At 69.2% G+C, this 17,666-nt stretch carries 14 protein-coding genes; 2 read left to right on the plus strand and 12 right to left on the minus strand.

Annotated features, from left to right (window positions below; genetic code table 11):
• Window positions 1-114: 114 nt before the first annotated feature.
• Both V7Z82_RS07370 and V7Z82_RS07375 read right to left on the minus strand, forming a co-directional pair.
• A complete protein-coding gene (locus V7Z82_RS07370; RefSeq protein WP_334149620.1) occupies window positions 115-903 on the minus strand; it encodes a tryptophan-rich sensory protein in 789 nt (262 codons plus the stop codon).
• A gap of 81 nt (window positions 904-984) precedes the next feature.
• Window positions 985-1,548 (minus strand): TetR/AcrR family transcriptional regulator, encoded by a 564-nt coding sequence (locus tag V7Z82_RS07375; protein WP_334149622.1) that lies wholly within the window; start codon window positions 1,546-1,548, stop codon window positions 985-987.
• 95 nt (window positions 1,549-1,643) lie between these two features.
• On the opposite strand from V7Z82_RS07375, the gene V7Z82_RS07380 reads away from it, so the two are divergent.
• Window positions 1,644-2,486, plus strand: coding sequence for an alpha/beta fold hydrolase (locus V7Z82_RS07380; protein WP_334149624.1), 843 nt, complete (start codon window positions 1,644-1,646; stop codon window positions 2,484-2,486).
• Between the two features lie 108 nt (window positions 2,487-2,594).
• Here the strand turns inward: V7Z82_RS07380 and V7Z82_RS07385 are convergent, their stop codons facing one another.
• The 5 genes from V7Z82_RS07385 to V7Z82_RS07405 all read right to left on the minus strand — a co-directional run bounded on the left by V7Z82_RS07385 (window position 2,595) and on the right by V7Z82_RS07405 (window position 11,446).
• Window positions 2,595-5,360 (minus strand): glycosyl hydrolase 53 family protein, encoded by a 2,766-nt coding sequence (locus tag V7Z82_RS07385; protein ID WP_334149625.1) that lies wholly within the window; start codon window positions 5,358-5,360, stop codon window positions 2,595-2,597.
• A gap of 93 nt (window positions 5,361-5,453) precedes the next feature.
• Window positions 5,454-6,365 (minus strand): sugar ABC transporter permease, encoded by a 912-nt coding sequence (locus tag V7Z82_RS07390; RefSeq protein WP_334149628.1) that lies wholly within the window; start codon window positions 6,363-6,365, stop codon window positions 5,454-5,456.
• Entirely contained in the window at window positions 6,365-7,987 is a 1,623-nt protein-coding gene (locus tag V7Z82_RS07395) for an ABC transporter permease subunit (RefSeq protein WP_334149630.1), read from the minus strand. The genes V7Z82_RS07390 and V7Z82_RS07395 overlap by 1 nt, the downstream gene beginning before the upstream one ends.
• A 64-nt stretch (window positions 7,988-8,051) precedes the next feature.
• Window positions 8,052-9,278, minus strand: coding sequence for a sugar ABC transporter substrate-binding protein (locus tag V7Z82_RS07400; protein ID WP_334149632.1), 1,227 nt, complete (start codon window positions 9,276-9,278; stop codon window positions 8,052-8,054).
• Window positions 9,279-9,442: 164 nt separating this feature from the next.
• A complete protein-coding gene (locus V7Z82_RS07405) occupies window positions 9,443-11,446 on the minus strand; it encodes a beta-galactosidase (RefSeq protein WP_334149634.1) in 2,004 nt (667 codons plus the stop codon).
• A gap of 206 nt (window positions 11,447-11,652) precedes the next feature.
• Here V7Z82_RS07405 and V7Z82_RS07410 point away from each other — a divergent pair, with 206 nt between their 5' ends.
• Complete coding sequence (locus tag V7Z82_RS07410) at window positions 11,653-12,660, plus strand: LacI family DNA-binding transcriptional regulator (protein ID WP_334149636.1); 1,008 nt, start codon at window positions 11,653-11,655, stop codon at window positions 12,658-12,660.
• A 49-nt stretch (window positions 12,661-12,709) separates the two neighbouring features.
• Here the strand turns inward: V7Z82_RS07410 and V7Z82_RS07415 are convergent, their stop codons facing one another.
• The 5 genes from V7Z82_RS07415 to V7Z82_RS07435 all read right to left on the minus strand — a co-directional run bounded on the left by V7Z82_RS07415 (window position 12,710) and on the right by V7Z82_RS07435 (window position 17,655).
• Window positions 12,710-13,576, minus strand: coding sequence for an alpha/beta fold hydrolase (locus V7Z82_RS07415; protein WP_334149638.1), 867 nt, complete (start codon window positions 13,574-13,576; stop codon window positions 12,710-12,712).
• 231 nt (window positions 13,577-13,807) lie between these two features.
• Window positions 13,808-14,755, minus strand: coding sequence for a siderophore-interacting protein (locus V7Z82_RS07420; protein WP_334149640.1), 948 nt, complete (start codon window positions 14,753-14,755; stop codon window positions 13,808-13,810).
• Complete coding sequence (locus tag V7Z82_RS07425; protein WP_334149642.1) at window positions 14,745-15,545, minus strand: ABC transporter ATP-binding protein; 801 nt, start codon at window positions 15,543-15,545, stop codon at window positions 14,745-14,747. Before V7Z82_RS07425 ends, V7Z82_RS07420 begins: the two co-directional genes overlap by 11 nt.
• Complete coding sequence (locus tag V7Z82_RS07430) at window positions 15,542-16,615, minus strand: FecCD family ABC transporter permease (RefSeq protein WP_334149644.1); 1,074 nt, start codon at window positions 16,613-16,615, stop codon at window positions 15,542-15,544. The genes V7Z82_RS07425 and V7Z82_RS07430 overlap by 4 nt, the downstream gene beginning before the upstream one ends.
• Window positions 16,612-17,655, minus strand: coding sequence for a FecCD family ABC transporter permease (locus tag V7Z82_RS07435; protein ID WP_334149646.1), 1,044 nt, complete (start codon window positions 17,653-17,655; stop codon window positions 16,612-16,614). Before V7Z82_RS07435 ends, V7Z82_RS07430 begins: the two co-directional genes overlap by 4 nt.
• Between the last annotated feature and the right edge of the window lie 11 nt (window positions 17,656-17,666).

The raw sequence follows: 17,666 nt of genomic DNA on the forward strand, positions 1-17,666 counted from the left end.
CGAGCCGGCCCTTTGCGAACGTCTGCAAGAGGCCGGTTGGCTGCAAAGGGGCCGGGTCGGCCGGCACTCTGAGCGGCAGACGCGCTGGGGTCCTGGGCCTGTCGAAGGGGCCGCCTACGCGGCGACCCGGCGACGACGCAGCACCGCGACGACGCCGGCGGCGACCAGCGCGACAGCGACGATGATCGCGACGACGGCGGTGACGGTGCTCTCCGGCTGATCGGTCAGGCGACCGACGGCGAGCCAGGCGAGACCCCACGAGGTCGCGAGGGCCGGGGCGATGCGGCCGGTGAACCACGCACTGGCGACGCCGATCACCAGTACGGCGATGAGCACGACGACGGCCCAGACCTCGGCCTGCGCCGCCCAGCTCTCGGGGGCGATCTGCGTGAACCAGGCGCTGATGTTCGCGACGGTCGCGATCGTGACCCAGCCGAAGTGCAGGCCGTTCGCGCCGTCGGTCACGATGCGATCGGCGAGGTTCTTCGCCGGGACGCGGTTGAGGAGCACGATCACGCGAGCGAGGACAGCGAGCAGCACCGCGATCATGAGCACGGTCAGCGGCAGCGTCAGGAACTGCGCCGTCACCAGCCAGAGCCCGTTCAGCACCATCGTGGCGGCGACCCATCCGCCGACACCGCGCTGACGCTCATCCGCCCGCTGCGCCGGCAGCGCCTGCCACACCGTGTACGCGATCAGCCCGATGTAGATCAGCGACCAGATCGAGAACGCCGGGCCGGCCGGGGCGAGATACGAGCCCTGCGCCGAGAGCGCACCGTCCTGCAGCTCGCTCACAGAGGTGCCGCCGAAGGCACCGGAGCCGACGGCTGCGGCGATCAGCATGAAGGATGCCGATGCGATGATCACGGTCTGGCGGGCGATGTCCTGCGTCCGGGTGTCCATGCATGCGACGCTAGCACGAACTCGCTAGCTTGGTTAGCTACTTGATGAACTCTAGGATTCGGGAAGCGCGGAGACGGGGCCTCACGCGGCGATCGCAGCGTCGATCAGCACCTCGGCCGCGTCGCGCGCCTGCACGGCGACCTGCGGGTCGGCCGAGATCGCGGCGGTGCTCTGTGCCCCCTCGGCCAGGATCGACAACTGGGCGCCGAGTGCGATCGGTGCGCCGATCTCGGCGACGAGTCCGGTCATGTACCGCTGGAAGGACGCCTTGTGCTCGCGCACGATGCGGGCGACCTCGCTGTTCGTGCCGCCGAGCTCGCCGAAGGCGTTGATGAACGCGCAACCACGGAAGTCGTCGGTGCAGAACCAGTCCTCGAGGTAGCCGTAGACGGCGAGCAGTCGCGCCCGCGGGTCGGGGCCGGCATCAGCCACCGCCGCAGCCAGTGCGGTCTCCCACTCGGCGTGCTTTCGGGCGAGCACCGCAATCACGATGTCGGTCTTCGCGGGGAACAGCGCGTAGAGACGGCGAAGCGACACGCCCGCCGCGGCGCGCAGCTCGTCCATGCCGACGGCGGCGTAGCCCTTGCGGTAGTACAGCTCATCAGCCGCCGCAAGGATCTGTTCACGCACCGTTTCCTCGTTCATGATCCCAGTGTACTTGACATGAGAACGAGCGTTCTCTATGTTGGAGACATCAGTCGAGAACGATCGTTCTCGTTGGAACCGGAAGGATCAGGATCATGGGTTACATCACCGTCGGAAACGAGAACAGCGCCCCGATCGAGCTCTACTACGAAGACCAGGGAGCCGGCCAGCCCGTCGTCCTGATCCACGGTTACCCGCTCGACGGACACAGCTGGGAACGCCAGACCCGCGAGCTCCTGGCCCAGGGCTACCGCGTCATCACCTACGACCGCCGTGGCTTCGGCGGATCGTCGAAGGTGAACGAGGGCTACGACTACGACACCTTCGCCGCCGACCTCAACACCGTGCTCGAGACCCTCGACCTGCGCGACGTCGTGCTCGTCGGCTTCTCGATGGGTACCGGAGAGCTCGCGCGCTACGTCTCGAAGTACGGTCACGAGCGCGTCGCGAAGCTCGCCTTCCTCGCGTCGCTCGAGCCCTTCCTCGTGCAGCGCGACGACAACCCGGAGGGTGTGCCGCAGGATGTCTTCGACGGCATCGAGGCAGCAGCCAAGGGCGACCGCTTCGCGTGGTTCACGCAGTTCTACAACGACTTCTACAACCTCGACGAGAACCTCGGCTCGCGCATCAGCCAGGAGGCCGTCACCGGCAGCTGGAACGTCGCGATCGGCAGCGCCCCCGTCGCCGCCTACGCCGTCGTCTCGTCGTGGATCGAGGACTTCCGCGCCGACGTCGAGGCCGTGGCGGCTGCCGCGAAGCCCACGCTGATCCTGCACGGCACGAAGGACAACATCCTCCCGATCGACGCCACCGCGCGCCGCTTCCACCAGGCGGTCCCCGCGGCGGAGTACGTCGAGGTCGAGGGTGCACCGCACGGTCTGCTCTGGACGCACGCGGATGAGGTCAACGCCGCGCTGAAGAGCTTCCTCAGCAAGTAAGCCCCTGCGGCGGCATCCGGATCTCGGAGTTCTGCGGCATCTCGGATCATCCAGTGCGGATCGATCCGAGATGCCGCAGTTCTCCGAAGGGCGATCGGATGCCGCAGCTCAGCGCCCGACCGTGACCGCCACGGGCTGACTCGCGGTGACACCGGCGGCGTTCACGAACTCGACTCGGTAGATGTGCGTCCCGGTGGGACGACCGGTGACCGGCACCGCCACGCGCTGCGCATTCGGCGTCTTCGCCTCGAGTGCTCCCTGCGTCAGCAGCACGCCGTTCTCGAACACCCGGTACGAGGTCGCGTTCGTGCCCCACCAGAGGTTCGCCGTCACGGTGTAGCTCCCGTCGCGATCCCAGTTGTCGTGCGACAGCACCGGTACGCCCGGCGCGGCATCCTTCACGGTCACCGTGACCGGCTGCACCGCCGTCGTGCCACGAGAGTTCACGAGCTCACCCGTGTACACGTAGCTGCCGTTCGTCTTGCCGCTCACCGTGATCCGCGCGGCCTGCGCCGCGGTGCCGCCGTAGTCCAGCGGCACGGTCGAGATCAGCGTGCCGTTCTCGAACACGCGCAGCGTGGTGGCGTTCTGACCCCACCAGAGGTGCATCGTCACGGCGAAGTCGCCGTCGAGCAACCCGGTGTCGTGGCCGTTGTCGTGCGACAGCACACCGCGGGCCGGCGCAGCGGTCGCCGCGTCGCGCAGCACCAGGGCATCGAGCGCGGTCTTCAGCGCCGCGATCGCTCCGGCCACCGCATCCTCGCCCGGCGCGGTCGCCGCGAGCACGATGTCGGCCCGCGCGATCGCCGCGGCGAGGGCTGTCGTCGACTCCTCGACGTACTGCGCCGGATCCACGGCCGCTGCGGCATCGCGCTGCGAACGCAGCTCGGTCGTGTCGGCGCCGACCCCGGGCGCCCGCACCAGCTCGAAGTCGTCGAGCGTTCCCCACGCCCCCGCGGGAAGGCTGCCCGTGACCCGCACGGTCGCGGTGCCGCCGTCAGCGACCTGCACTGCCTCGGTCACCGGCGTCGACCAGACCCGCCAGCCGTCGAATGCGAAGGCCGCCGGCGCTCCCGTCGCGGCGGGCGTCGACAGCGCAAGGGTCGCTCGACCGTCGGTGCCCTCACCGTCGCCCTGCAACGATGCCCTGGCGATGTACGACCCGGCCGGCAGATCCGACACCGTCTGCGCGAGCTCGAACGAGTACGCGGATGCCGAGTAGAAGTGCGCCGAGTTCGCGCCGCTGCGCGGGTCGTCCCAGGCGCGCAGCGTGAGTCCGGTGCCGCTCGCCTTCCACATGCTCGTGTCGGCGGTCTCGAAGCCGGGGTTCCGCAGGAAGTTCCGTGCCGAGATCGTGACGGTGGCGGATGCCGCGAGACCCGCCGCCGTGACGCCGGCGACCGAGTACGACCCGATCCCCTCGATGTACTGCGCGGCATCCGACCACGTGACCGCCTGCTGCTCGGTGCTGCCGTCGTTGTAGCGCACCGTGACCTCGCCGGGCAGGCCGATGTCGTCACCCTCGGTGAGCTGCAGCGCGACCGGCTGCACCGCCTCGACCACACGGGGCGCCGCAGCGCCTGTGCGAACGTACGAGAAGATGTTCAGCGCGTCCGATGCCGTGCCGTCGAAGCCGAACAGCGCCTGGTTGTCCCACGCCGAGCCGCCGTACCAATGGCCGGCATCCTCCGGCTCGTACTCGCCGGCGAAGCTCGAGGCCCAGCCCGATCCGTCGCGCTCCCACAGCGCCCTGTTCGCGTCGAGCTGCGACGGAGGACCGACCGGCAGCCACGCGGGCTCCCAGTAGTACACGCCGATCCCGGCATCGCCCACGTCGGCGACCGCCTGCACGACGGCCCGCACGGCATCCGCCTGGCCCTGCACGCTGACCGGATACTGCGTGGCCTCGCTCGGCAGGTCGATCACGTTGCCGTGCCCGTCGCCGTCGTCGAGCGTGAACGCCCACGAGGTCTCGGCGACCATGACCTTCTTGCCGTAGGTGTCGGCGATCTGCGTCAGCACGGCGGTGAGGTTCGCCGGCGTCCCGTGCCAGAACGGGTAGTACGACGAGGCGAACACGTCGTAGTCGACGCCTCGCCGATCGAGCTGCGCCGCGACGTTCGCATAGAACCCCGCCCGCTCGGGGTTCGTGAAGTGCAGAGCGACGAGCGTGTCAGGAGCCTCGGCCCGCACCGCGGCCGAGCCGGCGGAGAACACCTTCGCCATGCCGTCCCAGCCGGTGACGCCGGCGACGCCGTTGTTCGTCTCGTTGCCGATCTGCACCATCCGCAGGTCGACCCCTGCGGCGACCAGACGCTGCACGGCGTCGCGTGTGAAGACACCGACCTCGGTGGCGACCTCGTCGGCGGTCATCCCTTCCCATGCCTTGGGCGCCTGCTGCTTGGCCGGGTCGGCCCAGAAATCGGAGTAGTGGAAGTCGACGAGCACCCCGAGTCCGGCAGCCGTCGCCCGCTCCGAGATCTCGATCGCCCGGTCGACGTCGACGTCACCGCCGCCGTAGCCGTTGCCGTTCGCATCGAAGGGATCGTTCCAGACGCGCACACGCACGTCGGTGACACCCGCGCCGGCGAGGATCTCGAACAGGTCGCCGGGGGTGCCGTCCTGATCGCGGAACACCACCCCTGAGGCCTCGAGCGACAGCACCGATGAGACATCGACGCCGCCGATGAAGTCGTCCGGCAGGTTCTCGACGCGGGGGACGGTGATCGTGGCGTCGACCGGCTCGGCTGCGGCCGGGCGGACTGCGGATGCCGCTGGTGCGGCGCCCGTCGCCGGCGCCGCGACGCCGACGAGGGCGAACACGGTGACCGCGGCGAGGGCGGTGGAGAGGAGAGAACGCGTGCGACGGTGCATGACGGCCTTTCGAGAGGTGGAAACGGTGGCGGGCCCTTCGACAGGCTCAGGGACCCAGTTCATCGGGCCCTTCGACAGGCTCGGGGCCAGGGGTCAGCCCTTGACGGACCCCTGGGTGAGGCCGCCGACGATGTACTTCTGCAGCGAGAAGAACAGCGCGAGGACCGGGACGGCGGCGACCACCACGCCGGCGGCGAAGAGCCCCCAGCGCGATGCCAACTGGTTCGACACCCACTGGTACATGCCGACGGCGAGCGTCCAGTTGTCCTCGGACGTGAGGATGATCTTCGACAGGATGAAGTCGCCGAAGGCGGCGAGGAACGCCAGCAGCGCGACGACCGCGAGGATCGGCACCACGAGCGGCATGATGAGCCGCCAGAAGATCTGCGCGTGGGTCGCGCCGTCGATCTTCGCCGACTCGTCGATCTCGACCGGGATCGTGTTGAAGAACCCGTACATCAGGAAGGTGTTCGCCCCGAGGGCTCCGCCGAGGTACACGCAGATCAGAGCGATCTTCGAATTGATGCCGAGCGCCGGCACCACCTCGCCGATGGTCTGCAGCATCAGGAAGATCGCGATGAACGCGAGCGCCTGCGGGAACATCTGCAGCACGAGCAGGGTCGTCAGGCTCGCTCGGCGTCCGCTGAACCGGAACCGTGAGAACGCGTAGGCGCCGCAGGCCCCCATCAGCACCGAGCCGATCGCGGTGACCCCGCCGATGAGCAGCGTGTTGCCGAACCACACCCAGTAGCGGGATTCGCCGAGCGCGATGTAGTTCGCCGGGTCCAGCGCGCTGAACAGCGAACCGGATGCCGCGAGGCTGCCGTTCGGGTTCAAGGACGCCGACAGCACGTAGACGAGGGGGAAGGCGGCGAAGAACAGCACGACAGCGGCGAGGATGTACTTCCAGCCCACCTCGCTCCACCAGCGGCGACGACGCGCGCCGGCCCTGGCGGCATCCGTCCGCTGCGACGAACCGGTCACGATGACTCTTGTCTCACTCATCACTGGTACTCCTCGAGCTTGCGGGTCTGTCGGAAGCTCAGCGCTGAGATGAGACCGACCACGATGAAGGCGACGATCGACAGCGCACTCGCCAGGCCGTAGTCGGCTGCACCGCCCGAGACGCCGGAGACGTCGTAGATGGCGGAGACGAGGATGTCGGTCGAGCCGAGCGCGTAGGGGGCCCCGGCGATCGCGGGCCCGCCGTTGTTGAAGGTGTAGATCACGGTGAAGTTGTTGAACGCCACCGCGAACGACGCGATCAGCAGCGGCGCGGTCGACACCAGCAGCAGCGGCAGCACGATCGAACGGAACCGCTGGAACTTGTTGGCACCGTCGATCTCGGCGGCCTCCAGCGTGTCACCGGGGAGCGACTGCAGCGCACCGGTGCAGACCAGGAACCAGTACGGATAGCTGAGCCACACGTTCACGAAGATCACCGCACCACGGGTGAGCCACGGGTCCCCGAGCCAGTTGATCTGCGAGCCGAAGAAGAACAGGTCGTTGATGATGCCGAACTCGGCGTTGAACATGCCGCGGAACAGCAGCGCGGCCATGAATGCCGGGAAGGCGTACGGGAGGATGAACAGCGCTCGCAGGAAGCGACGCCCCTTGACCCTCGGGTCGTTGTAGACGATCGCGAGGCCGAGTCCGACGGCGAAGCTCAGCACGACCGAGAGGATCGCGAACGCGAAGGTCCACACCGTCACGCTCAAGAGGGTGCCGGCGAGGGAGGAGTCGGTGAACAGCTTCAGGAAGTTCGCGAAGCCGACGTTGACGGACCACCCGGTCGGGAGCGCCGTGCCGTCCTCCGCGACGAATGCGCCGAGCTCGGTGGCGGTGTAGACCGTGCCGTTCTGCGTGTCGGTGATGGTCTGTGCGTCGGCATCCCACACGAGTGTCGGCTCGTAGACCGAACCGGTCGAGCCCTCTCTCGTGCGGATCGAGCCGTCGTTCGGGTCGTCGGAGACCGGTACGCGCAGGTTCTTGATCGTCTCGCCGAGCGAGGCGTCCGTGAGGACGGTGGCTCGGGGCACGACGGTCCAGCCCGGCACCTCGCCGGGGGCGCCGGTGGTGCCGATCTCGGCACCGGATGCCGCCGACAGCGGCTCGTCCGCCGAGCCGACGCGCACATCGCCGTCTTCATCGACGATCGCGAAGCCGAGCTCGTCGCCGCGCTGCACGATCGACAGCGGATAGTCGGCCGAGCCCTCGACGCGGCGCTCGCCCTGGATGAGCGCGGCCTCGACGGCCTGCTCCTGCGTGCCGACGTGGCCGGTGCCGTAGTTCGTGAAGGCGATGTAGGCCGTGTAGCCGAAGATGAAGACCTGGAAGACGAGCAGGAAGATCAGTCCTGGCATCAGGTACTTCAGCGGCAGCGCGCGGCGAGTGAAGTACACCCAGTCGGCGATCACGACCAGCAGCACGACGACCCCGAGGACGACCCAGGACTGGGCGCTCCATGCCGAGATGGCGGTCATGACCCCGAAGGCGTTGACCAACGCCATCAGGGCGAGCTTGATGAGGAAGCCCCAGCCGAGGCCGCGGAAGCGGCGGGCGTGGGATTCGCGCGTGGGTGTGAGGCGCGGTGACGGCGTCTGCGTCGGCGGTGCCTGGATCGTCATGTGTGCGTCCTGTCTGAGGAGCGCGGATGGGGCGCCTCGTTCGAAGCACCCCATCCGGCGAAGGTCAACCGGCGAGCGTCGTCTCGAGGTCGGTGACCATGGTGTTCCACGTCGACGCGGGGTCGGAGCCGTTGATGATCTGCACCTGCGCTGCATTCCAGAGGTCCCAGACCGAGCCCATCTCGGGGATGGACGGCATCGGTACGCCGCCCTGGGCGGATGCCACGAAGCCGGCCGTGATCGGGTCGGACGAGACCTCTTCGGCGAGCGTCGACCAGGCGGGGATGCGCGGGTCGGCCTCGTACAGCGCGCGCTGCGCGTCTTCCGTGCCGAGGTAGTTCACGAGGAACTCCTGGGCGAGGAGCGCGTTCTTGCTCTTGCTCGACAGGTAGAAGCCCTGCACGCCGACGAAGGGAGCGGCGGCCTGGCCACCGGCGGACGGGATCGGGTTCACCGCGACGTTGACGCCCTCGAAGGCGCTGATCGCCCACGGGCCCTGGATCGTGTACGGCGCCTTGCCGGAGGCGAACAGCTCGTTGTTGATGTCGTAGTCGATCGTGGTCGAGATGTAGCCGGTGCCGTTCGAGCCGTTCGCTCCGAGCCAGGCCGCGAAGGCCTCACCGGGTGCGCCGCCCATGCCGACCTCGCTCGTGTACGAGCCGGTGTCGTCCTGTACGAAGACGGGTGCGCCGAACGAGGTCTGCAGCCCGTACATCGTGTAGCCGTCACCGGTCTCGCCGGCGGTGTTGATGACGAACGGACGCTCGGTGCCGGCAGCCAGCCCCTTCGCGATCATGTCGTCCCACGTGGCCGGGGCCTCCGCGCCGACGAGGTCGACGTTCTGCACCAGCGCGATCGTCTCGAGCGAGTACGGCAGCGCGTACAGCTGACCGTCGTAGGTCATCGCGTCGAGCGAGACCTGCTCGAACTCCGATGCCTTATCGCCGAGGTCGATCGTGTCGACGACACCGGCGGCGACGAGCGCGCCGAGCCAGTCGTGCGCGCCGACCGTGATGTCCGGACCCTCGCCGGTCGGCACCTGGGCGATGAAGTCGTTGCGGAGGTCTTCGAAGTTCTTCTGCACGAGCGTGACCTTCGCCCCCGTCTCCTCCTCGAAGGCCGTGGCGACGGATGTGATCGCGGCTTCGCGCTCGGCATCCGTCCAGATGACCAGTTCAGCGCCGTCGCCCGATGTGGCGTCGTCGCCGTTGTCGGATGCTCCGGCGGAGCAGCCTGCCAGGACGACGGCCGCGACCAGCGCGAGTGCGCCGACTCCGATGTGCTTGCGCATGCGTGTTCCTCTCTTCGTGGTCGACGATGCGCTTCGCGTCATCGCGACCGGTGGTGTGTGGTGCTGTTGTTCGGTTGTCGGCCCCTGAGCCAGTCCCTGGGCTTCGACGGGCTCAGCCACTCATTCCTGGGTCCCTGAGCCTGTCGAAGGGCCAGACGGGTGGGTCAGGTGGTGCGGATGACGGCGACGCCGCCGGCCGCGATGGTCAGTGCGCCCGACAGCTCGGCGCCGGTGAGGAGCTCGGTGCCGGTGGCCTCGAGCTCGACGTCGTCATCACGGTGGTTCACGGCGATGCGGTAGACCGCCTCGGCGCCGTGCCGCGTGATGACCTCGAGTCCATCCGGGGCATCCGTCGCTGCGACGCCCGCGTCGATGTACACGGCGTGCAGCAGCGCGCGCATGCCCGCAGCGTCCAGCCGTGTGCCGACGTACCAGCCGGTTCCCGTGCCGTGCGAGTGCCGGGTGATCGCGGCCTCGCCCTCGCCCGGTCCGCCGGCGAAGCGTGCGACGACCTCTGCGCCCTCGAGCGCGATGTCCTCCTGCCATACGTCGGCGACGACGCGTTCGTTCCCCGCCCAGTCGAGGCCGTGGCTCTCGCCCTCGCGGAGCGGCAGGAACTCCTCGACCGTGAGGCCGAGCGCATCGCGCAGGGGAGCGACGAAGCCGCCCTCGTGCACCGCGTCGTGCTCATCGACGATCGCCGAGAAGAACGACACCAGCAGCGTGCCGCCGTCGGCGACGTAGGAGGTCAGGTTGGCGGCATCCGCGATGCTCAGCAGGTACTGCGCTGGCGCGACCACGAGCCGGTAGCCGGAGAGGTCCTGACCGGGCAGCGCGAAGTCCACCGTGATGCCATCGCGCCAGAGCTGCTCGTAGAAGCGACGCACCTGCGCGGCGTGCGTGAGGTCCTCGGTCGGGCGCCACTCGAGGTCCTGCGCCCAGAACGACTCGAAGTCCCAGAGGATCGCGACCTCGGACCGCACCGTGCTGCCCTGCAGCTCGGCCAGGCGTCCGAGGTCTGCGCCGAGCGCGGTGACCTCGCGGAACACCCGCGAGTCGGTTCCGGCGTGCGGCAGCATCGCGGAGTGGAACTTCTCGGCACCCGAGCGTCCGGCACGCCACTGGAAGAACAGGATGCCGTCGGCACCGCGACCGAGGTGGGTGAACGAGTTGCGCGCCATCTCGCCACGACGCTTCGCGATGTTGCGGGGCTGCCAGTTCACCGCCGAAGTGGAATGCTCCATGAGGATCCACGGCTTGCCGCCGCCGACCGAGCGGCTGAGGTCGGCCGCGATCGCGAGGCCGATGTGCGCGTCCTCGTCGGCGGCCCAGAGGTAGTGGTCGTCCGAGACGATGTCGACCTCGCGGCCCCAGGCCCACAAGTCCGTGGTCCAGCTCTGGTTCGCCATGAAGTTCGTGGTGATGGGCTGCGCGGCGTGGGCGCGGATCGCGTCGCGCTCGGCGACGAAGCAGGCGCGCAGCTGGTGGTCCGTGAAACGCGCGAAGTCGAGGCGCTGCGCCGGGTTCACCACGCTCGGGGCGATCGCCGGCGCACCCACATGCTCCCACGCGGTGTAGTGCTGTCCCCAGAACGCAGTGCCCCAGGCGCTGTTGAGCGCGTCGAGCGAGCCGTACTTCTCCTGCAGCCAGCTCCGGAAAGCAGCGACCGCGCTCGGGGAGTAGTCCTCGCCGACCGGGACGCCGTACTCGTTGTGCACGTGCCAGAGCACGACCGCAGGATGCTGCGCATACCGTGCGGCGAGCGCATCCGCGATCCTGACGATCGCCTCGCGGTACGCGGGAGCCGAGTGCGAGGCCATGCCGCGCGAGCCGAAGCCCATGGTGCGCCCATCGCGGTCGATCACGTGCGCGTCCGGGTGGTTCGCGAAGAACCAGGCCGGCGGCGAGGCGGTGGGGGTGCCGAGGTCTGCTGCGATGCCGTTCGCGTGCAGCAGGTCGAGCAGCTCGTCGAGCCAGGTGAAGTCGAACTCGCCCTCGGCGGTCTCGATCAGCGCCCACGAGAAGATGCCGACGCTCACCAGGGTGACCCCGGCTTCGCGCATCAGGACGACGTCCTCATCCCAGGTCTCGCGGGACCACTGCTCGGGGTTGTAGTCGCCGCCATAGGCGATTCCACCCAGGTCTGGCCAGGCGTGAGGGACGGTCATCGGCACTCCATCGGGTCGGTGCGGTTGTGGTGCGGGTCTTCGTCGCAAGCGACTGGGACCGGTCTCAGGTTGTCACATGGATGTGGACTGGGACCGGTCTCAGTTCTACCTCAGGACCGGCGCGGTGCACAACCGCCGTTACCGAACTGAGACCGGTCCCAGTTTCGACTACCGCTGGACGGGATCCTGTCGATAGAGTCACTCCGATGAGTGACGCCAGCACGAAGCGCAAGCCGACGATCCGCCAGATCGCGGCGCAGGCAGGCGTGTCCCGCAGCACGGTCTCCCGCGTGATCAACGGCGGGCACTGGGTGTCCCCCGACGCCAGGCAGGCCGTGGAGGATGCGATCCTCGCCACCGGCTATACCGCCAACCACCACGCCCGCAGCCTCGCGACGGGCCGCGCGGGGTCGCTCGCCTTCCTGCTCACCGAGCCGCAGCAGCTGCTGTTCGACGACCCGACCTTCGCACTCCTGCTCCGCGGCGCGGCCGAGGCGCTCGCGCAGCGCTCCATGACGCTCGTGCTGCTCGTCGCCGGCACAGCCGCCGAGCGCTCGAGCGTCGCGCAGTTCCTCAGCGCCGGGCACGTCGACGGCGTCATGCTGATCTCCTCGCACGAGTCCGAGCCGCTGCTCGACCAGCTGATCGAGGTCGGCATCCCGACCGTGTGCTGCGGCATCCCGCTCGGGCATGAACGCGACCTGTCGACCATCTCCGTCGACGAGATCGCCTCGGCGAAGACCATGGCCGCCCACCTCGCAGCACACGGGCACACCCGCATCGGCATGATCGCAGGGCCCGACGACACCCCTGGTGGGCGATACCGGCTCGTCGGGTTCCGCGAGCAGCTCGGCGACCTGTTCGACGAGACGCTCGTCGAGGTCGGCGACTACTCCTTCGAGTCCGGCCAGGCCGCGATGACCCGGATGCTCCAGCACGATGTCGATGCGGTGTTCGCGGCATCCGACCGCATGGCTGCCGGCGCGATCGCCGCGATCCGGCGTGCGGGACTCCGCGTTCCTGAGGACATCGCGGTCGCCGGCTTCGACGACTCCGGCCTCGCCGCCACGCACGAACCGCCGATCACGACCATGCGCCAGCCGTGGGAGCAGATCAGCGCGCAGATGGTCTCGGTGCTGCTCGAGGTGATCGCCGGAGCATCTCCCCGCTCGGTGATCCTCGACACCGAGCTCATCGTGCGCGACAGCGCGTAGCGCGCTGCAGCTCCGCGACCGCGTCAGCGCCGCTCCGGGTGACTCGGGCTCACGCCTGGTCCAGCACCTCGCGGAGCTTGACGGCGAAGGCCTCGGGCTGGCCGGCATAGCCGAACTCGCCGCCCATGAAGCCGCCGTGGTGACTGGGGAAGACCGTGGCCTGCTGGCCGAGCCGCTCGGCGAGAGCAGTCGCGGTGCGCCCGGTGTACACCTGCAGCGACTCCTCGCCGACCGCGACCACGATCCGGGTCGGCGCCGCATTCAGCGCCTCGATGTCCGGCTCATAGAGCGGCACCGCCCAGGATCGCTCCGACAGCAGCGGATCGCCGCGCGTACCGTCGTCGTCGGTCGGCATCCCGAACGCGGCCGGGTCAGGGGCAGGCTGGGCGAGGAACTCGTCGGTGACTTCGCCCTCCCACGAGGTCATCGCGACGAACGCCGCCATTCCGGCGCCCCACCCCCTGTCCTGATACGCCTGCGTGTAGGCGATTCGGGCTCGATGCACCGCGTCAGCGTCGGGCAGCACACTGTCGATCGGCGGCTCGTGTGCGACCAGTGTCGCGACGTCGTTCGGGTGCGCCGTGACCAGGGCGAGCGCGGTCACCGCGCCGCCGCTGCTGGCGAGCATGTCGACCCGCCCGACGCCGAGTGCCTCGATGACCGCGTGGACGTCCTCGGCCTGGACCTCGGGGTCGTTCGCGACGCCGCCGTCTTTGCGGGTGCTGCGACCGAGGCCACGCGGGTCGTACGTCACGACGGTGCGATCCTCGAACAGCCGCACCTGCGCCTGGAATCCGCTCGCATCCATCGGCTGACCGATCATCACGAGCGGCGGGCGGCCATCCGCCGTCGGCAACGGCCCGTGCACGTCGTAGACGAGATCGACCTCAGGGAGCGCGAGCGTGTGCTGTGTCATCGGAGGCCCTTTCGCCGTCGAACGATTCCACTGGGATGCTACGACGCGGCGCCTCCGCGCGCCACCGGTGCATGGTGGCCAGTCGACGTGGATATCCACGGCCGAACCGGATGCATCCGGCTCATGCGGTGAAGGAGATCGCACGGAATGAAGGACCGGATGCCGGATTCAGGCCTTCCTTCCGTGCGATCTCCTTCGAGACGCGAGCCCTCAAGGCCCGGGGCGCCCGCCTCAGCCGCGCATCGCGACGCCGCGGCGCCAGTAGCCCATGAACGCGACCTGCGAGCGGTCGATCCCGAGGTCCTTCACGAGGTGGCGACGCAGCGTGGTCACGACGCCGCTCTCGCCGGCGATCCAGAAGTAGCGGTCGGCCGGAGCATCGTTCGCGGCGATGTCCTCGCCGAGGCCCGAGTAGTCCGGGGTCTCCCACAGCAGGTCCTCGCCCTCGACATCGCGCACCTCGATGTTCGTGTGCGCATCGCCCAGGTGCGACAGCACCGCGGGGATCAGCTGCGCACCGTGCGCCTGATCCTCGTCGCGCGCGAGCCAGTGCACGTCGACGCCGGCCGGGGCGTCGATCGACAGGATGTCGTCGGCGGAGGGCACCTCGATGAAGGCCGTGCCGCGCAGGTCACGTTCGGCGTCCTCGAGGATGCGGGCGATCGCCGGGGCCGCGGTCTCGTCGCCGACCAGCACGACCGATGGTGCAGCACCCGGCGCGTACTCGGCGCCGCCGTGGTCGGTCGCGCCGCGGCGCGGTCCGATCAGGAAGAGTTCCGTGCCGACCTCTGCCGTGCTCGCCCAGCGCGACGCAGGGCCGGTCAGCCCGGGCGCCAGGTGCAGCACGAAGTCGACATCGACCTCGGTGCCGGCATCCGTCACCCGCAGGTCGCGGATCGAGTAGGTGCGCATCGAACCGCGCTCCTCCTCCGGCACCGCGAGATACGAGCCCCACCAGTCGTGCGTGTCGCGGTTCAGCGGAGGCAGGATGCCGGACGCCGGCGGGAAGATCAGCTTGATGCGCGCGTCGAAGACCGCGCCTGGCGTGGCGAACTCCTCGAGCTCGTCGCCGCCGAAGGTCACCCGCACGAAGTTCGGCGAGACGCGCGTGACGGCGCGCACCTCGGCGCGGCCGAGCACGTAGGTCGGACGCTCGGTGGTGGTGGTCTCAGCGGACATGGTGCCTCCCGATTGGTGTGACCATCGGCTTGCCGGAGACCGGGTCGATGGTGATCTGATTGGCGAGGCCGAAGACCTCTTCGACGAGCTGCGCCGTCACGACGTCCTGCGGAGCGCCGGTCGCGTGCACGCGACCCTCCTTCATCGCCACGAGCTCGTCGGCGTAGCGGGCCGCCAGGTTGAGGTCGTGCAGCACCATCACGATCGTGGTGCCGCGCGAGACGCTGAGGTCGGTGAGCAGATCGAGGACCTCGACCTGATGCGCGACATCGAGGAACGTGGTGGGCTCGTCGAGCAGCAGGATGTCGGTCTCCTGTGCCAGCGCCATCGCGATCCAGACGCGCTGCCGCTGACCGCCGGAGAGCTCGTCGACGCTGCGATCGGCGAGATCCGTGATGCCGGTGGCGTCGAGCGCGTCAGCCACGACCTCGTAGTCGTGCGCGCTCCAGCGGGCGAGCGTCTTCTGGTGCGGGTGCCGTCCGCGACCCACCAGATCGGCGACCGCGATGCCCTCGGGAGCGAGCGGCGACTGCGGCAGCAGCCCGAGGATCCGCGCGACCTCCTTGGTCGGGCGGGCATGCACCGACTTGCCGTCGAGCACGACCTGCCCCGCACTGGGTGAGAGCAGACGCGCGAGCGAACGCAGCAGCGTCGACTTGCCGCATCCGTTGGCTCCGACGATCGTCGTGATCTTGCCCGGAGTGATCTGCAGGTCGAGCGTGTCGATGATGGTGCGGTCGCCGTAGGAGAGGGTAACCCCTTCGGCCGACAGGCTGTGCGAGACCGTCATAGCGATCCTCCCGAACGGTTGGTGCGGATGAGCAGGTAGATCAGATACGGGGCGCCGAGCACGCCGGTGACGACGCCGACCGGGTAACGGGTGCCGAGCGCGAACTGGGCGATCAGGTCGCCGCCGAGCACGAGCACCGCGCCGACGAACGCGCTGGGCAGCAGCAGGTTCGCGCCCGGTCCGGTGATGCGGGCGGCGATGGGCCCGGCCATGAACGCGACGAACGCGATAGGGCCGGCGGCGGCCGTCGCGAAGGCGAGCAGGGCGACCGCGCCGAGGATGAACAGCAGGCGCGTGACGTTGACGCGCACGCCGAGGCCGGATGCCGAGTCGTCGCCGAGCTGCAGCGCACCGAGCGCGCGGCCCTGCGTGAGCATGAGCGGGACGATGACCGCAGCGGCGATCGCCATCGGCAGCACCCGCTCCCATGACGCGTTGTTCAGACTGCCGGTGAGCCATTGCATCGCCGTCTGGATGTCCCAGTTCGCGGCGCGCGACAGCATGTACGAGATGAGGCTCTGCAGCATGGCCGCGATCCCGATGCCGATCAGGATCAGCCGCGTGCCCGCGAAGCCGCCCTTGATCGAGAGCAGGTAGATCACCAGCGCCGTGACGACGGCACCGCCGAGCGCGAAGATCGAGACCACAGGGCCGTTGAGCGACAGCACGATGATGCCGAACACCGCCGCTGCGCCGGCACCGCTCGAGATGCCGATGATGTCGGGCGAGGCGAGCGGGTTGCGCAGCAGTGTCTGGAACGAGACGCCCGCGATGCCGAAGCCGATACCGGTGAGGATCGCGAGGATCGCACGCGGCAGCCGCAGGTCGCCGACCGTGAACGACGCACCCGGCACCGTCTGACCGAGCAGCACGCGAATGACCTCGTCCGGCGTGTAGAACGTGTTGCCGACCATGAGGGCGACCGCGAACAGCGCGAACAGCAGGATGCCGAGGACGACCGTCGCGACCGCATGGCGGCGGTGACGCGCTCTGCGACCGGCGATGATGCCGGCGACGCGGTCGGATGCCGACTGCTGCGGTCGGTCGAGGGTGTGCTCGGTCGTGCTCACAGCTCACGCACCTTCTGACGACGGACGATCCAGATGAAGAACGGGGCACCGATGATCGCCGTGATGATGCCGACCTGGATCTCCTCGGACGAGGGGGCGATCACGCGGCCGACGATGTCGCTGGCGGTCAGCAGCGCCGCACCGGCGATGGCCGAGAACGGCAGCAGCCACCGGTGGTCAGTGCCGATCAGCATCCGGCAGATGTGCGGGATGACGAGTCCGACGAAGCCGATCGGACCCGCGATCGCGGTCGCGGCACCGGCGAGGATCACGGCACCGAGGGCCGACAGCAGCCTCGTGCGGAACACGTGCTCACCGAGCCCCTTCGCCATGTCGTCGCCGAGGGCGAGCGAGTTCATGCCGCGCGAGCAGAGGAAGCAGATGAGCGCGCCGAGCGCGAGCACCGGAGCGGTGAGCGCGATGCGCGGCCACTCGGCGCCGCCGACGCCACCGATCTGCCAGGACTGGAACGTCTGCAGCAGGTCGACCCGCGGCAGCATGATGGCGCTGATGAGCGAGGCGAACGCGGCGGAGGTCGCCGCTCCCGCGAGCGCGAGCTTGAGCGGCGTGGCGCCACCTCGGCCGAGCGAGCCGACCGTGTAGACGAAGGCCGCGGCGACGGCGGCTCCCGCGATCGCGAACGCCATCTGCCCGTACGGGTTCGTGAGCCCGAAGAACGCGATGCCGAGCACGACGGCGAGTGAGGCGCCGTTCGAGACGCCGAGGATGCCTGGGTCGGCCACCGGGTTGCGGGTCACTGCCTGCATGGTCGCGCCCGAGAGCGCGAGCGCGGCGCCGACGAGCAGGGCCAGCACCGTGCGCGGGATGCGCTTGACGATCGCGGCCTGCTCGATCGTGTCGGTGTGGCCGGTGAGCGCCGCGATGATGTCGTCGAACGAGACGGCGCGCACGCCGAACGAGATCGACAGGATGCTGAGGACGAGCAGGAGCGCGACCCCGACGAGGAGCCAGGATGTGCGCACCAGCGCCGGGCGCCGCAGATCTGCGGCGCCCGGCGCGATGGCTGTTGCTGAGGTCACTGAGTGCTCAC

The sequence above is a fragment of the Microbacterium sp. genome (assembly GCF_036823965.1).
Taxonomy (GTDB): domain Bacteria; phylum Actinomycetota; class Actinomycetes; order Actinomycetales; family Microbacteriaceae; genus Microbacterium.